Annotated in this window: 14 protein-coding genes; 5 read left to right on the forward strand and 9 right to left on the reverse strand. The window is 67.4% G+C overall.

Features of this window, described 5'->3' with window-relative positions; translation table 11 throughout:
• The first annotated feature begins 3 nt into the window (after nt 1-3).
• The 5 genes from cas2 (at nt 4) to CFB18_RS13035 (ending at nt 6,454) form a co-directional block, all read left to right on the forward strand.
• Nucleotides 4-267 (forward strand): CRISPR-associated endonuclease Cas2, encoded by a 264-nt coding sequence (gene cas2, locus CFB18_RS13015; protein WP_088572228.1) that lies wholly within the window; start codon nt 4-6, stop codon nt 265-267.
• A gap of 9 nt (nt 268-276) precedes the next feature.
• Complete coding sequence (locus CFB18_RS13020) at nt 277-1,905, forward strand: MFS transporter (protein ID WP_088572229.1); 1,629 nt, start codon at nt 277-279, stop codon at nt 1,903-1,905.
• A gap of 52 nt (nt 1,906-1,957) precedes the next feature.
• Nucleotides 1,958-3,664: a DUF3352 domain-containing protein gene (locus CFB18_RS13025; RefSeq protein ID WP_088572230.1), complete on the forward strand. Its 1,707-nt coding sequence runs from the start codon at nt 1,958-1,960 to the stop codon at nt 3,662-3,664.
• A 121-nt stretch (nt 3,665-3,785) separates the two neighbouring features.
• Complete coding sequence (locus CFB18_RS13030; RefSeq protein WP_088572231.1) at nt 3,786-4,511, forward strand: LppX_LprAFG lipoprotein; 726 nt, start codon at nt 3,786-3,788, stop codon at nt 4,509-4,511.
• A gap of 80 nt (nt 4,512-4,591) precedes the next feature.
• The gene (locus CFB18_RS13035; protein WP_088572232.1) at nt 4,592-6,454 is read left to right on the forward strand and encodes a S9 family peptidase; all 1,863 of its coding nucleotides are present in this window, start codon (nt 4,592-4,594) and stop codon (nt 6,452-6,454) included.
• A gap of 37 nt (nt 6,455-6,491) precedes the next feature.
• Here CFB18_RS13035 and CFB18_RS13040 read toward each other — a convergent pair whose 3' ends face one another.
• The 9 genes from CFB18_RS13040 to CFB18_RS13075 all read right to left on the reverse strand — a co-directional run bounded on the left by CFB18_RS13040 (nt 6,492) and on the right by CFB18_RS13075 (nt 14,766).
• Nucleotides 6,492-6,881, reverse strand: a complete 390-nt coding sequence (locus CFB18_RS13040) for a cupredoxin domain-containing protein (RefSeq protein ID WP_088572233.1) — start codon at nt 6,879-6,881, stop codon at nt 6,492-6,494.
• A gap of 714 nt (nt 6,882-7,595) precedes the next feature.
• A complete protein-coding gene (locus CFB18_RS13045) occupies nt 7,596-8,063 on the reverse strand; it encodes a hypothetical protein (protein ID WP_088572234.1) in 468 nt (155 codons plus the stop codon).
• Nucleotides 8,064-8,126: 63 nt separating this feature from the next.
• Nucleotides 8,127-8,456, reverse strand: a complete 330-nt coding sequence (locus tag CFB18_RS13050) for a hypothetical protein (RefSeq protein ID WP_088572235.1) — start codon at nt 8,454-8,456, stop codon at nt 8,127-8,129.
• Nucleotides 8,457-8,512: 56 nt separating this feature from the next.
• On the reverse strand, nt 8,513-9,208 hold the full coding sequence (locus CFB18_RS15435; protein ID WP_159461756.1) for a tetratricopeptide repeat protein: 696 nt from the start codon (nt 9,206-9,208) through the stop codon (nt 8,513-8,515).
• Nucleotides 9,209-9,264: 56 nt separating this feature from the next.
• Nucleotides 9,265-9,558 (reverse strand): hypothetical protein, encoded by a 294-nt coding sequence (locus CFB18_RS15440; protein WP_159461757.1) that lies wholly within the window; start codon nt 9,556-9,558, stop codon nt 9,265-9,267.
• Between the two features lie 706 nt (nt 9,559-10,264).
• A complete protein-coding gene (locus CFB18_RS15685; RefSeq protein ID WP_088572237.1) occupies nt 10,265-12,541 on the reverse strand; it encodes a hypothetical protein in 2,277 nt (758 codons plus the stop codon).
• Between the two features lie 124 nt (nt 12,542-12,665).
• Entirely contained in the window at nt 12,666-13,724 is a 1,059-nt protein-coding gene (locus CFB18_RS13065) for a hypothetical protein (RefSeq protein WP_088572238.1), read from the reverse strand.
• 17 nt (nt 13,725-13,741) lie between these two features.
• Nucleotides 13,742-14,401: a hypothetical protein gene (locus CFB18_RS13070; RefSeq protein ID WP_088572239.1), complete on the reverse strand. Its 660-nt coding sequence runs from the start codon at nt 14,399-14,401 to the stop codon at nt 13,742-13,744.
• A gap of 29 nt (nt 14,402-14,430) precedes the next feature.
• Entirely contained in the window at nt 14,431-14,766 is a 336-nt protein-coding gene (locus tag CFB18_RS13075; protein WP_088572240.1) for a hypothetical protein, read from the reverse strand.
• Nucleotides 14,767-15,222: the final 456 nt, after the last annotated feature.

Here is a 15,222-nt window from a genome sequence, read left to right on the forward strand (position 1 = left end):
GCGATGTATGTGATCATCGTTTACGATGTGGAAGTGGAGCGGGTCGCCCGGGTTTGCCAGTATCTGCGCCGCCACCTCCACTGGGTGCAGAACTCCGCCTTCGAGGGGGAGATCACCCCCGCCCGCCTGGAACGGGTGAAGGCGGAGCTCCGGGACCTGATTGACGAGAAAAAGGACGCGGTGTATTTCTACATCCTGCAGGATCGCCACGCTCTGCGCCGCGAAGTGCTGGGCCGGGAGAAGGGATCCACCTCCACGATCGTGTGAGGCGACGCGATGAGCAAAGAGGCCGACAGCCCGAAGAGACAGGGGCCTGGGGACTCCCCTTACTGGATCCTGGGGGCGCTGGCCTTCGGGGTCTTCATCGCCGCGGATGACCTCACGGTGGTCAGCACGATGCTCCCCCGCATGATCGTGGACTTCGAGATCCCCATCCCTTCCGGCCTCCGGGATGCCGCATGGATCGTCTCCGCTTACCTGATCGCCTACGTCACCGCGATGCCGCTGATGGGCCGGCTCTCGGATCGCTACGGGCGCCTCCCCCTTTACGCCCTCAGCCTGTCCCTCTTCCTTGCCGGCTCGCTCCTCGTGCTCTCCGCCCGCACGCTCCCCATGCTCATCGCCGCCCGCGCCCTCCAAGCCTTCGGGGGCGGGGCAGTGGTCCCCATCGCCATGGCCGCCGTCGGGGATCGTTTCCCGGAGGGACGCCGTGGCTTCGCCATCGGACTGCTCGCGGCCATCGACACCCTGGGCTGGATCTGGGGACCCCTCTATGGAGCACTCCTCATCCGCTACGGACCGGAGGTAGGGGCCTGGCTCCACCATGCCCTGGGGCTGCCCGTCGCCCTGGCTGGCTGGAGCTGGCAATGGCAGTTCGCTCTGAACGTCCCCCTCACCCTTCTGGCGCTGGCCGCCGCCGGGGTCGGCCGCCGGGCCTTCGGGACCCCCCCTCGCGCCCTCGCGGTGGACATCCCGGGCGTCGCCCTCTTCTCCGCCGCCCTGATCGCGCTCCATTTCGGCCTCGCCCGGATGGGCGGCTCCCTGGACCTCCCGGATTTTTCGAATCGGGCTCCGGGAGCTCCGGAGCAGGCATGGCCGTGGCTTTTGCTCAGCGCCCTCGCCCTTCTCCTCTTGCTGGGCTACGAGCACCGTGCCCACGCTCCCTTCCTCCCTTTGGAGCTCTTCCGACGCCGGAACCTCGTGGGGGCCGGGCTGGTGAACCTGATCCTGGGGATCGGCCTGATCACCCCCATGGTCCAGGTCCCCCTCTTCATCAACACCCTGCGCGGCGAGGGTGCCACCCCCGAGGAATGGCTCGGCCGCGCCGCCCTGCGCAGCGGGCAGGTCCTGAGCGGGCTCACCGGAGGGATGGCGCTGGGCGCTCTCATCGGGGGTTGGGCGAGCCGCTGGGGATACCGTCGTCCGGCTCTGATCGGGATCTTGGCCGCTGCCCTGGCCCTCGGGCTGGCCGCGCGCTGGGAGGCCGAGGAGCCTTTCGGCCGGATGTTCCGGCACATGGCCCTGGCCGGGCTGGGCCTGGGAGCCGCCACCTCCGCAGTGAGCGCGGCCGCCCTCGACGCCGCACCCCCCACCGCCCGCGGCCTGGTCTCCGGCCTCCTGCTCATCCTCCGCCTGATCGGCATGAGCCTGGGGATGGCCGGCCTCACCGCATGGGGAACTTCCCGCTTCGAGCGAATGGTGGCCGCTTACACGTTGGCGGAGCTTCCCGCCGCGTTGCCGGCCATCACCCTGGCCATCCTGCGGGAGATCTTCGGCCTCGCCGCCTTGACTATGGGGCTGGCCCTCCCGATCGCCGCCACCCTCCGCCCCCTCCGGGAGGGCACCTCCGCCCGCTCCACCCGCTCTTCGCAGGATTCGGTAATCCCAGACTCTTTCAACTCGTAAATGAGGAAGGAAGGCTCAGCCTGTTTCCAAAAATCAAAGGAAGGAGGCTCCCATGTCCCGACGATGGTGGCTGGCGCTCTTACCGGTGCTGGCGCTGGTGTGCTGCGTGACCGGCCTCGCCGTCGGCGCCCTGGCTTTCTCGCCGCTGCGCGAGCGGGTCATGGCCCTGCTGGGGCTACGCCCCCAAATCCTGGCCGCGGAGATGGTCCCGGACGACGCTATCTTCTACGCCTCCCTCTCTTACAACCTCCAGGCCCAACCCGGCTACGAAACCATCCGCCGCGCCTACCTGGAGAACCCCGAGGTCCAGCGCGTCCTTGAGGAATGGAAAGATCAGCTAAGAAAGGAAGCCGAGATTGATTTCGACGCCGACATCGCGCCATGGATCGGGCCGGAGATCGGCCTGGCCCTCTTCCCCGCCTCCCCCGAAGAACTGGGGGCGGGTCGCCTGCCCCTCGTGCTTCTCGTCGCCTCCCGAGATCACGGGAAGGCTGATGCCTTCCTGGAGCGACTGCGCCAGCTGGCTGAAAAGGAAGGCGGGCGCGTGGAGGACCGCGCCTACCGAGGCCGATCGTATCAGCTGTGGATCTCCGAAGGGCCCCAGAACCCGCCCCTGGCCATCGGGCGGCTCGGGGAGTTCGTGGTGGTCGCGGTGACCGAGGAGGCTTTCCAACGGGTGGCCGATCGCGCCGCTGGGCAAGGCCAATCCATCACCACCTCCCCGCGCTTCCGGAAAGTGATTCAGGCCCTGCCCGCCCAGAGCGTAATGATGGTCTATCTGGACTATCCGGCGCTGCAGAAACTCTCTCAGGAGGCGCTCCCTCGCCTGCAACCCGGGGCGCCGGATCCGGAATCCCTGCTGGGGCCCTGGGCATCCATGGCCCAGGCCATCCAAGGGGCAGGCTTCGCGGTGGAGCTGCAGGCCCAGGGCCTCCGCCTCCAGTCGATTGCGGTGATCGACCGGGCCAGGGTGCCCCAGGACCTCCGCGCCTCGCTGGACGCCCCGCCGATCTCGGAGGCGCTCCTGGGCCGGATCCCAGAGAACACCCTCGGTTTCTTCCAGACCGCCCGCATCGGGCAAAGCCTCCGCCAGAGCCTGGAGATCATCCGCAGGAACCCGGAGGCCCGTCGCCAGCTTCAGGATATGGAAGCCACCATGGGGATCCGGCTGGAGGAGGATCTCCTCGCCTGGATGACCGGGGATCTGATCCTGGCGGCGCTCCCCGTGCCGGCGGGGGCCCCTTCGGGGATCCCGGTGGGGGTTTCGCTCTGGATCGGGACCGATCAGCCGGAGGCGGCCCGCGCGGGCCTGGCGCGCCTGGAGGACGCCCTGGCGATGATGGGCGTCCAAGTGGAGGAGTCCACGCGGGTCGGGCAGGCCGTCCGCATCATCACCGCGCCCACCGGGGAGCGCATCCTGGCCTATACCGTGGATCCGGAGGCGATGCAAATGGTCTTCCCCGCGGACGCCTTCGAGGGCTATTACAAGCCGGCGCGCGCCATCACCGGGAACCCGCGCTTCCAGGAGATCCGGAAGCAGCTGCCCGCGCAGATCTCGTCCCTGTTCTTCCTGGACACCTTCGCCCTTTGGGATCTAATCGAGGAACAGATCCCCGGAGCCGAGGGCGCCACCTTCCGGGAAAAGGCCCGCCCCTTCCTGGATCCCATCCAGGGGATCGGGATCGCCGGGGAGGCCACGACGGGCGCCGAGATCCAGCGCGGGGTGCTCTTCATCCGGATCGTGCCTTCCGGCTCCTGAGGCGAGGACGCCACGCCGTCGGGCTTCGGCTTGCCGGGTGGGGTGGGGATCCTCCGTCCCCACCCCACCGGCTCTCCGCCAGGGAAGGGGCTGCACTCCCTGGGTGGAAGGAGGCTTGCGGATGAAGCGTTGGATCGGGCCAGCTCTCTGCCTCCTCGGATGGCTCTACCTCCTAGCGAACACCGCATGTCGCTCGGCCTCCCCCACTCCGGCCCTCTCCGCCCCAGAGATCCTGCAACGGGCTGCCCGGGCGATGGCCGAGATCGAAACCGTTCATTTCGTTCTGGAGCGAAGGGGGGCACCGGATTATCTGGACACCGCCCGCACGATGATGCTGCGCCGGGTGGAGGGGGATATCGTCCGGCCGAACGGGTTGCGGGGGACCGCCCGGATCTTCACCCTGGGGATGGTCACCGAGATCGGGGTGCTCCGCATCGGCGAGCGGACCTGGGTGGCGTTCCCGGGGATCGGACGCTGGGAGGAGCTGTCACCGGAGCGCGGCACAGTCATCGACCCCCGCCTCTTCTTCGACGCCGAGCAGGGACTGCCGGCCTTGCTCGCCCGGGCGGAGCTCCGGCTGGTTGGGGTCGAGACGCTGGAAGGCCGGCCGGCTTTTCACCTCCACGGCGAGGTCCCCAGCGGCCCCTTGGAGGAGTGGTCCCTGGGCCTGATCGCCGGGCGCCTGCGCGCCGACCTGTGGGTGGAGGCGCGCACGTTCCGCATCCTGCGGGTCCGCTTGGTGGAGCGGGACAGCGACCCCCAGGATCCCACGGTCTGGCAGATCACCCTCTCGGATTTCAACCGGCCCATCGAGCTGCACCCCCCTGAAGGATCCGCATCTTCGTGAAAATCCCCCCTGGGTCCCTCTTGGGGAAGCGCGAATCGGGCTATTATTATGGACAACATCTCCACCCGGAGGGAGGCGCCATGCCCCGGGTTCTCCCCTATGGCCTCTGGCCCAGCCCGCTGGAGCCGGAGCGGATGGCGAGCTTGCTCCGGATCACGGATGTCCAGTGGGACCGCTCGGGCCGCGTTTTGATCTGGCGGGAGGAGCGCTCCGGCCGCGGCGTCCTGGTCGCCCGAGAGGGCGATGGACCGCCGCGGGACCTCACGGAGATCGAATCGGTGCGGGCCCGCATCGGATACGGCGGCGGCGATTTCACCGCCGGCGACGGCTTCGTGATCTACGTCGGGGAGGACGGACGCCTCTACCGGCTCCCCCTGGCCCATGGGCTCCCCCGACCCATCACCCCGCCCTTCGGGCACGCCGCCTCGCCGATCCTCTCCCCGGATGGGCGCTGGGTGCTCTACGTGCATTCGGACGGCGAGACCGACCTCCTGGCCCTGGTGGACGCGGAAGGACGCTGCTGGCCCCAGAAGGTCGCCGAGGGCGCGGATTTCTACATGCAGCCGGCCTGGCATCCCACCCGGCCCCTCATCGCCTGGGTGGAATGGGATCATCCGAACATGCCCTGGGACGGCGCGCGCCTGTGCCTGGCGCGCCTGGAGGGCGACCCACCCCGCCCTTCCTCGCCGGAGGTCATCGCCGGGGACGCCACGACCCCGGTCTTCCAGCCCGCTTTCTCCCCCGACGGCCGCTTCCTGAGCTATATCCTCACCGACGGGGAATGGGATGCGCTGGTCGTGATGGACTTGGAGACCGGGGCCCGGCGGATCCTGGTGGAGGGGACCACCCTGGCGCCCCCTGCCTGGGTTCAGGGGCTGCGGGTTTATGGATGGAGCCCGCAGGGGGATCGCCTCTTCTACCGCCGCAACGAGAACGCCATCGGTTCCTTAGAGGCCGTGGATCTGGAAGGACGGATCACGCGCCTGGACCTCCACCCCTACACCTGGTTCGACCAGCTCGCGGTGGCCCCGGACCGGGAGGCCCTGGCCATGATCGCTTCCTCCCCTGTCCTCCCGCCCCGGGTGGTGACCTGGGAGGACGGCCGGTTCCGCGTCCACCGGTTCGCCAGCGCGGAGCGGATCCCGCCGGAGGCGTTCTCCTTCCCCCAGCCCATTCAGTGGCGCGCGCCGGACGGGACGGCTGTCCACGGCCTGTATTACCCGCCGGCCTCGCTGGAGGTGACGGGGGTGGGCCTGCCCCCGGCCCTTATCAGCATCCACGGCGGCCCCACCTCCCAGCGGGTGATGAGCTACAACGCGGATGCCCAGTTCTTCGCCACGCGGGGCTTCGCTTACCTGGAAGTGAATTATCGGGGGAGCACCGGCTACGGGCGCTCCTACCGGGATGCCCTGAAGGGGAAATGGGGCCTTCTGGATGTGGAGGACGCCGTGGGGGGCGCCCGGGCCCTGGCAGAACAGGGGCTGGCGGATCCCCGGCGTCGGGTGATCATGGGCGGCAGCGCCGGCGGCTATACGGTCCTCAACGCCCTGATCCGCCACCCTGGCTTTTTCCGCGCTGGCATCTGCCTCTTCGGCGTCACCAACCTGTTCACCTTGGCCGCCGAGACCCACAAGTTCGAGGCCCATTACCTGGACTCCCTGGTCGGTCCCCTCCCGGAGGCTGCGGAACGCTATCGGGAGTGGTCCCCGATCTTCCACGCGGACCGGATTCGGGATCCCGTGGCCATCTTTCAGGGGGAGGAAGATCGGGTCGTGCCGCCGAGCCAGGCCGAGGCCCTCGTGGAGGCCCTGCGCCGGCGGGGGGTTCCCCACTTCTACCGGCTTTATCCGGGGGAAGGGCACGGCTGGCGCCGGGCCGAGACCATCGCCCGCTTCTACCGGGAGGTCCTGGAGTTCCTCCGCCAGCACGTGCTGTTCGCGTAAAAAGCCGCCCGGCCTTTCGAGGCCGGGCGGCCCATCTTTATGGCTGCACGATCAACTTGCCCACCATCCCGCCCTCTTTGTGGCCGGGCACCGTGCACACATACTCATAGGTGCCTGGCTTCTCCGGGACCTTCAAGGAGATGTTCATCTTCTGGCCGGGCTGGATGGCGTCCTTCTCGAAGAGCACCGTCTGGCCGTCAAGATCGTAGAGCACGAAGTTGTGCTCCAGAGAGCCCCGGTTGTCGAGGGTGATCTGCAGGGTCTGGCCGGGCTTTGCGGTCAGCGTATCGGGTTTGTAGTAAAGATCCCCCATTTCCATGATCAGGCCGCCCGTCCCGCCGGTCCCCCCTGCGCCGCCACCCCCGCAGGCCGTCAGCAGCGCGCCGAGGAGGAGGCCCGCCACCGTTAAACGGATCAACCGTGCCATCGCTTCACCTCCTTACAGGGTTTCGAGGACTGAACGGAGACCATCCCCTCACCGTGTAAGCCGAAATTCATTTCGGCATCCTTGCCGTAGACGCAGGAGCGGCTTCCGCTGCGACCCTTGTGCCATCGAAGATCAAGCGTTCGAGGCTGAAGCCCCCCGCGTAAGCCGAAATTCATTACGGCCATATCCCCTCACCACGATGCATCGCGTGCTTCCGCCGCGATCCCTGCGCCATCGAGAACCGAGAGTTCGAGACTGAAGCTCTTCCCAACAGGGAAATCCATCCTTGTAGAAGCGGCTTTAGCCACGACCCCTACGTTATTGAAGACCCGAAAGTTCGGGGCTAAAGCCCATCCTACAAAAACCGCCTTTCCGTAGGAGCGGCTTCAGCCGCGACCTTTCGGCCGCCCGCCGCAATAACAGCTTTCGCCGCGACCTCCCTTCCTCATAGAATGGACGCCACCCGCCGCGCCAGCCTGTCCTCCCTCGAATCGGGTAAGCCGGATCCGCGCTTTATCCTACGCCGCCTCTTGTGCAGCCTGCCACAATAGACTGAGGAAATCGGAGTTTTTGCTCAAAAAAGACGCCCCACGGATCGCCCATCCGGCGCGCGATGAATCCTTTGGGTGGTTCCGGAATGGGGGGGCCTCCAAGCAAGCCGGGCGGACCGCCTGGCGATCCGCCCGGCTGCTGCCTGTGTGGTTCATCCGCCGCTCAACGCCTGGCCTTCCACCACTTCCGGAACTCCGCCTCGAAGGCCGCCGGATCCAGCCCGAGGCGCTGCCGCAGGAAGCCCGGCGTGGACTCCCGGGCGATGGCGTCCAGCGAGGACCGAGCCAGAAAGTCGAACATCGGCCAGTGGCGCTCCACCACATCCAGCGGGATCTCGCCGTAGGCCCGGTAGAGGGCCAAGAACGCCTCGTCCCCATAGCGCTCCCGAACGAACTGTGCCATCGCCGAAGCCAAGGCATACTGACGCACCGTTGCTGTCCCGAAAATGTCCCCGATGTGGCCGAACTCCGTGGTGTAGGTCATGTTCTCCAGGCTCCGGATCTCTTCTTTCAGCTCCCGCCAGTAAGGCTGCCCGGCATAGGTCATGGCCGCCCCCTCCACCAGCCACCCGGGGGTCCAGGGCCGGGTCCAAGGGGCCAGGATCACGTGGACCAGCTCGTGCCGCAGCATCGCCGCCCGCCCGAAGAGGGGATCCGTCCTCCGATAGCAGCTCCACAAAAGCCAGAGGCCATCTCACCGGGTCGTCATCGCGGAGATGAGGGCCCCCACAATGGCCCCGGAGATCACCGCCTCGATCCCCGACCGCGCCGCCCGCTTCCAGCTCCACCCATGCTCCGGCAGGTTTTGGATGATGTAGCCCATGTAGGCGATCACCCAGAAGCCGATGGGAATCAATTTGCTCTTCACCTCATCCCAGAACGTCCATGCTCCCGCGGCCTTGAGGGCGATGGCCCGGGGTTTCTCGATGGCCAGCGCCCAGTAGCCCAGGGCCACGAGCGTCGCCACCATGATCAGGGTTCCCACAATGAACAAAGGATGAATCCTGGAGTTTTTGCTTTCCATGGATTTCAACCTCCTCTGAGTTAGGGATTGATCTCGGGATCGAGGCGGCATCCCGATCATCCCCACGCGCCGAGCCGCCGCAGGGCCTCCTCCACCCGGGCGAGCGGCGCCTCCCGCCCCTCTTCCTCCAGCTCCCTCCGCCGCCACGCCTCCCGGAGATCCCGCCGCGCCCCCTCGGGATCCCCCAGCCGCTCCCGCAGCAGGCCCCGCTTCGCCAGGGCCAGCGGATCGCCGGGCCGATCCGCTATCGCCCGATCCAGGCTGGCCAGCGCCTCCCGCAGCCGCCCTGCCCGCTCCAAGATGTTCGCCCGATTCACGAACCCGAAAGGATGCCCCCGCTCGATGGCCCGCTCGATGTCCTGCAACGCCCGCGCGTAATCCCCCCGCTCCGCCTCCACGATCGCCCGCACGTTCCAGGCCTCCGCGTTCTCCGGGTCCAGCCGCAGGGCGGCATCCAGATCGGCCAGCGCCCGCTCCAGATCCCCCCGATCCAGCCAGGCCATGGCCCGATGGTAATACGCCTCCGGATCCTCCTCCCGCCGCAGGCTCTCCGTGAAATCCCGGATCGCCGCCTCCGGCTGCCCGCTCTCCAGATGGGCGATCCCCCGGTGAAACCACGCCTCCGCGTTCCCAGGATCCCGCTCCAGAACCCGGGTGAACCGCTCGATAGCCTTCTCGTATTCCCCGTGAAGCAAATGCTCCACGCCTTCCCCCATCTCGTCCTTCCCCAACAGCGCCTTCAGGATTCCCATCGCGGGCCTCCTTTCCTGGATGGAACAGAAACAGGCTCGCCGGCGGGAGGCCGGCCTCAGCGCCCGGCGGCCAAAAGCCCCCGGGCCAGCAGGATCGCCAGGCCGATCCAGATCAACGTCACCACCAGGCCTGGCGCCCCCATCGCCCGGGCCACCCGGCGCATATAGAGGAAGACCCCCGTCCCGCCCAGCAGGGCGAAGATCAGGAAAACGACCCGCGCCACCCAGGCCCTGATCTCGAAAGGCCACCCCAGATGGATGGACAGCGCCAGCAAGGGGGGGCTCAGCACAAAGAACCACACAAACGCCAGGATCATCAAGATCATCTCCCTTCGGTCCGGATAGATCATCCTCGCCTCCTTTCCGATCCGGGTCGCGGCCACCGCCTTGCGGCCACGGGAGATCCCTTCGGGACTCCGCCGCTGGCATCTCCCCGCGCCCGGGCCAGGGGCGCAGATGCCAGTTCTGGGCGATGCCGGCGAAAACCAGCCAGTATCCGACCGCGGTCATCGCCAGGATCAGCAGGACATCCACCAGCCCATATCCTTCCGAACGGCCGGCCTGCATCCCCATCTGCGCCCCCAGCGGGCCCGCCGCCGAGCCTCCCCGTGAGAGCGGCCACCATCCATCCCATCCGCTCGATCCGTTCCGCCACCCAATCCCATCCATGCCGCAGGGCGAAGGCCACCCCGCCGCCAGCCCCAGCCCGTAGGTCGCCGCCGGCAGCCATCCCCAGCCCTCCGGAAGCAGCAGCGGCCAGTAGATCACCATCCCCCAAAGGATCCACAGGCCCAAAAGCGTCATCTTCAGCGTTCGGGAAAGCCAGGGAATCCATCCCCGCCGCTCCCCGGCGATCTCGCCGATCCAATGGGCGGCGAGGATCAGCGGCGCCGGGAGCAGCTCCCCCCAGGACGGAAGGCGGTGGAAGTCCTGCAGGCGAGCGGAGTTCAGCAACCAGGCCAGAAACGGGAGAGCGATCAGCAGATACAGGGTCCCCCCGACCATCCACAGGAGCTCCGAACGCCGCCGCCTGAACATCGCCGTCCTCCTGTCCCCTCAGCGCCTGGCCTTCCACCACTTCAGGAACTCCGCCTCGAAGGCCGCTGGATCCAGCCCGAGGTGCTGCTGCAAGATGTTCGGCGTGACCTCTTGAGCAATGGCGTCCATCGCCGCCTGAACCAGCGCCTGAAGGCCGACCCTCGGCCAGCGCCGCTCCACCACATCCAGCGGGATCTCGCCGTAGGCCCGGTAGAGGGCCAGGAAGGCCTCATCTCCGTAGCGCTCCCGGACGAACTCCGCCATCGCCGAGGCCAGGGCATACTGGCGCGCCGTCGCCGTCCCGAAGATGTCCCCGATGTGGCCGAACGCCGTGGTGTAGGTCATGTTCTCCAGGCTCCGGATCTCTTCTTTCAGCTCCCGCCAGTAAGGCTGTCCGGCGTAGGTCAGCGCCGCTCCCTCCACCAGCCACCCGGGGGTCCAGGGTCGGGTCCAGGGGGCCAGGATCACGTGGACCAGCTCATGCCGCAGCACTGCCGCCCGCCCGAAGAGGGGATCCGTTGTCCGGTAGCCCTTCACCCCTTCGGCGTTCAGGACCATCATCGTCTCGCCGCTCCGGAAGCCCACCACCTCCCCCTCGGCCTCCACTGGGACGGTGCGATAGAAGGCCACCCCCAGGGTCCGCTCCGGATTCCTGCCAGTCAGCGCTCGGAAGGTCGAACGGTCGGGGGCGTAGATGGCCAGATACCGGGGGCGGAGGATCTCGCGGGGCAGCCGCGCGGCGAGATCCCGGTAAGCCTCCTCCAGCTCGGAGAGAACGGCCCGGGCGGTTTCCTCCGGAAGATCCGATGGGGCGATCAATGTGAAGCGTTCTGAAGTCCACGGGCGCCCGGCCATCCGCGCCCACGGCGGGACGTTCTCCCACTCCCAGCGGACGATGCGCCACTCCCCGTCCGTCTTGCGGAGATCCACCTCCGCGGCGTAGCGCCAGCGCTCCTCTGCCGGGAAGCCCTCGAGGCCCACCGACAGCTCCAGGCGGACATCCTGGGCCTCCTCCGCCTGGAACTCCCCGCCGGTGATTTCCAGGCGTGGGTCCACCAGCGGCCAGCCGCCGCCGGAGGCTACCGCCTGCAGCAGGTCCGCATCCGCCTCGGCCTGCGGATCCAGGGCGGCCCGGAAGGCCTCTGGAGACCGCCCCATCGCCTCCGCCATCTTCCCCAGCATGGCCGCGATCTCCCCGCGGGCGATCTCCGCCGGGGACGGCGTGGGGGTGGGGGCCAGGACGAAGACCCGCCCGTCCCATTCGACCTCGGCCAGTGTCCCGGTTTCGGGGTCGAAGCGGATCAGGGGCCAGCCCTCCAGACGGAAGATCAGCGGGCCCCTCGCCGCCGGGAGCGGATAGCGCAGGGTGAGATCCACCCGGGTCGCGTTCTGGGGCGGCCTCATTTCCTTCATGTCTTCGGGGAAGCCGACGGGAAACACCTGCTTTCCCGCAGCATCCACCATCCCCATCTCACCCGGCTTTGGCAGTTGTCCGAAGACCAGCAGTCCCTTCGGCTGGCGAACCTGCAGCGCGATCTCCAGCCCATCCGCGTCCACCCGGATGCGCCGGAAGATCAGGTCCACGGAGACGCTGAGATGGCGGAAGCGGTTGTCCGTCTCGAAAGCCCACTCCCCCTGCGGGAAGGGATCAGCCGGAAGACCCTCCCAGATCTCGCCGGTGAGAGGCTTTTCGGGCCGGAGTTCCACCCGATCGAACCCTGGGAAGCGAAAGACGAAAGGCGGCTGGGCGTCCTGCGGGATCTCAAACTCGAACCACCCCCGCTCGACCGCCCCAACGATCCAGAGACAGGTCTTGCGGGGGATCCGTGGATATTCGGGGCAGATGTCCTCCTGGAAGTTCTCGCTCATCGCCGCCGGGCTCAGCCGCTTGTTTCCTACATACAGTTCCGCGCTTTTGCCAGGCTCCAAGGGGGCGTAGAACTCCTGGCTGCGCTCGCCCCGGTGGGCGAAGGCGACGTAAACCCGCAGCCGCTCCTCCCGGATCTCGAAGGCGGGGACCTCCATCACGATGCCGTAGTTCGGCTCGCTGACGAACCGCACGGCAAAGCGCCCTGAAGGAAGGGCTCCGGCCTCCGGCGTGGGGGTCGCGGTCGGGCGGGCCGTTCGCGTCGGAGAAGGGCGCAGCGGGGATGTCGGCGCCGCGGGCGTCTGAGCGGGGCGGAGGGGCCCCAGACCGCAGGCCGCCAGCAGCCCCGCCGCCGCGACCAAAAGGATCTTGCGGAGCGCCCCTACCGGCCGAAATCGAAAGGATCCGCGCGTCTTCTGAGATGCCATGATCGGAACCTCCTCTCTGGATGTCGCCACGAAGGGCTTGAACACCTTGCGCTATCCGAACCTGGCGGAATTCCCACGACGAAGCCGGCGGCGACGGGGAAAAGCGTCGCCACCGGCCACCTGTTTAGGACCATCCACCGTTCACCCCTCCGCTTCGTGCCTCAGCCAGAACGAGGAGCGCGATCGCCAGGCCCAACGGACCTATGCAGGGTATGAAAATGGCCCATAACTCGCCCTCCTTCCCCCACGCCGCGGCGATCAGCACCGCCAGCGGGCCGAACGCAGCCATCAGCGGAACCGCCCACCACGGAAGGCGAGCCGCACCCTGAAACTTCTCCGGATCCGGTGCCTTGAGGGAGAGAAGGGCGAGCCGGGCTCTCTCCACAGCCGTCAGGGACCCGAACAGCACCACGCTCCCCATCGCCCCCAGGAGGGCCAGGACGGGAAGGAAAAAGGCCTCGCTCCCCTGCTGCCCCAGCCGATCGGCCAGGAGGGTTGCCAGAAGAAGCGCCGAGGAGGCCGCCAGGGCGCCCGCCAGGATGCCCTGGAGGGCAAGCGGCGGGGCGAGGGGGAACGTGCGCAGGACCAGCGCCCGCTCAACCGCCAGCGCCCGACGCCCCAGCCCCCACTCCTCCTTCCGCAGGCGGACGTGAAGCCGCGCGGCCTCCTCAGCGGGCTGCTCCTCGAAGGGGATGCCTGTCATCCGCTGCAGCTCCCCCACCAGCTTGCGGGCGGCGCGCTGAAGGGCGGCGAGGCGGAAGGATCGGGCGGGGGAGATGCCCGTGATGGGTCCCGCGAGGAACAGAACCAGGGTCTCCCCGAGATTCCCCTCCCACAGAAGGGCCGCCCCTTCGAAGCCGGCGATCCGGTTCAGAAGCTCCTCGTTCTCGTCAAGGAAATACACGGCAGGATAATACAGCAGCGCCAGATCCTCCTCGGCCAGAAACCCGACCAGCGACTTGGCATCTTTGGGAAGATCGGGGAGCTCCGCCGAAACCTTCGACAGCCGCCCCGCGACCTCCCGGAGGGGCAGCGGGACACGGAAGGCGAGGACCGGGACAGCCTCTCCCTTCCCGAAGCGGCGGGCGGTCTTCAGGAGGGCGAACCCGAGAAGAAACAGGAACGCCAGGACGCTGCATCCGGAGAAGGCCAGCGAGAAGGCGATGTCCTGTTCGCTTGTCATCCTCGATCTCCTCCGTTTCATGTCTCCGTGGATCCCGTTCCCGAAAGCCAGCCGGGACGCAAGCCCAGGGGTCGCAGATGCCAGTTCTGGGCGATCCCTGCAAAGAAGATCCAGTATCCGACGGCTGTCGTCGCCAGGATCAACAAGATGTCCACCAGCCCATACCCTCCCGAACGGGAGGCCTGCATCCCCAGATGCGCCCCCAGCGGGGCCGCCGAGCTCCCGCCGCTGAACAGAACCATCACCTCAAGCACCCGATCCAAGCGATCCGTCAGCGTCTCCCACCCGCGCCGCCACCCGTAGACCAAGCCGATCGCCAGCGCCAAGCTGTAGGTGACGGCGGGAAGCCACCCCCACCCCTTCGGCAGAAGCAGCGGCCAGTAAACCACCGGAAACGAGAGAATCCACAGACCCACGGCGGATACGAACATTGTTCGGGACAGCCAGGGGATCCACCCGCGCCGCTCCCCGCTGAGCCGCGCCACCAGGAACAGCAGGCTGATGAGGAAGGCGGGGAAGATCTCCACCCAGGAGGGGAAACGGGTGAAGTTCCGCAGCCGCGCCGAATTCGCCAGCCACGCCAGGAAAGGTAGGATGATCAACAAATACAGGAACCCGGCGATCTCCCACCGGATCTCCGAACGCCGCTTCCGGGAAAGTTTCCGCCACCCAACCATCAGTCACCCCCCGCCAGGAACGGGACGGCTCATCGCTGGGACATCAAGGCATAAAGGGCACCAACAATTGCCCCCGAGATGACCGCTTCCAAACCGGATCGGGCCGCACGTTTCCAGTCCCACTTGTTGTCTGGCAATGCCCCAACCGTGTAGCCCATATAGGCAATCACCCAGAACCCGATGATGATCAATTTTTCGATAACCTCATCCCATAGCGTCCACTGCCCCGCCGCCATCTTGGCGGTTGCCCGGGGCTTCTCGATGACCAGCGCCCAGTAGCCCGCGGCAATGAGATCCGCCACCATGATCAGGGCGCCCACAATGTTCAGGGGATGGATCTTTGTGGTAGAAGGCTTGTTCGTCATGGCTTCACCTCGCGGTCGCAAGCGAAATGGCCCGGCTGCGAGAAAGTCGAAACCTGCATCGCAGGAGACGGCCGCAGGCGTGGTGATGTCCGCCGCGGGTCCAGAGGACCTCTGGGAGGTTCTTCACCACCTCGACCCCTCCAAGACGGACTCCGAAGTCTCCCGATCAACCCCCGCGGCCGTCACCCCAAAGACCTCGTCCTCTTCCCTCGTAGGGAAGGGGGCCGAGGGGTTAGGTCCAAGGGCCGCCCCCCAAATCGGGGAGGGGTGGCGTGGAGGCCCCCTTACTTCACCAGCCCGAGATAGGTCATCAGGCTGACGAAAAGGCCAATCGCCACCCCGCTGAGGATCAGATCCACCAGCGTCCGCCGGCCTTTCTCCCACCGTTCCGCAGCACATCGTCATTGATTTCACCCCGAAGGGTGAAACCAACGACCGGCCGCTTCCTGCTTCATC

Source organism: Thermoflexus hugenholtzii JAD2 (assembly GCF_900187885.1).
Taxonomy (GTDB): Bacteria; Chloroflexota; Anaerolineae; order Thermoflexales; family Thermoflexaceae; genus Thermoflexus; species Thermoflexus hugenholtzii.

What these genes read in the sequence shown, in the direction of transcription:
- CFB18_RS13030 (WP_088572231.1), top strand. Translation starts at nt 3,786, where the DNA reads ATGAAGCGTTGGATCGGGCCAGCTCTCTGCCTCCTCGGATGGCTCTAC.
- CFB18_RS15435 (WP_159461756.1), bottom strand. Translation starts at nt 9,208, where the DNA reads ATGGGAATCCTGAAGGCGCTGTTGGGGAAGGACGAGATGGGGGAAGGC.
- CFB18_RS15685 (WP_088572237.1), bottom strand. Translation starts at nt 12,541, where the DNA reads ATGGCATCTCAGAAGACGCGCGGATCCTTTCGATTTCGGCCGGTAGGG.
- CFB18_RS13025 (WP_088572230.1), top strand. Translation starts at nt 1,958, where the DNA reads ATGTCCCGACGATGGTGGCTGGCGCTCTTACCGGTGCTGGCGCTGGTG.
- CFB18_RS13070 (WP_088572239.1), bottom strand. Translation starts at nt 14,401, where the DNA reads ATGGTTGGGTGGCGGAAACTTTCCCGGAAGCGGCGTTCGGAGATCCGG.
- CFB18_RS13020 (WP_088572229.1), top strand. Translation starts at nt 277, where the DNA reads ATGAGCAAAGAGGCCGACAGCCCGAAGAGACAGGGGCCTGGGGACTCC.
- CFB18_RS13050 (WP_088572235.1), bottom strand. Translation starts at nt 8,456, where the DNA reads ATGGAAAGCAAAAACTCCAGGATTCATCCTTTGTTCATTGTGGGAACC.
- CFB18_RS15440 (WP_159461757.1), bottom strand. Translation starts at nt 9,558, where the DNA reads ATGATCTATCCGGACCGAAGGGAGATGATCTTGATGATCCTGGCGTTT.
- CFB18_RS13065 (WP_088572238.1), bottom strand. Translation starts at nt 13,724, where the DNA reads ATGACAAGCGAACAGGACATCGCCTTCTCGCTGGCCTTCTCCGGATGC.
- cas2 (WP_088572228.1), top strand. Translation starts at nt 4, where the DNA reads ATGTATGTGATCATCGTTTACGATGTGGAAGTGGAGCGGGTCGCCCGG.
- CFB18_RS13075 (WP_088572240.1), bottom strand. Translation starts at nt 14,766, where the DNA reads ATGACGAACAAGCCTTCTACCACAAAGATCCATCCCCTGAACATTGTG.
- CFB18_RS13040 (WP_088572233.1), bottom strand. Translation starts at nt 6,881, where the DNA reads ATGGCACGGTTGATCCGTTTAACGGTGGCGGGCCTCCTCCTCGGCGCG.
- CFB18_RS13045 (WP_088572234.1), bottom strand. Translation starts at nt 8,063, where the DNA reads ATGCTGCGGCACGAGCTGGTCCACGTGATCCTGGCCCCTTGGACCCGG.
- CFB18_RS13035 (WP_088572232.1), top strand. Translation starts at nt 4,592, where the DNA reads ATGCCCCGGGTTCTCCCCTATGGCCTCTGGCCCAGCCCGCTGGAGCCG.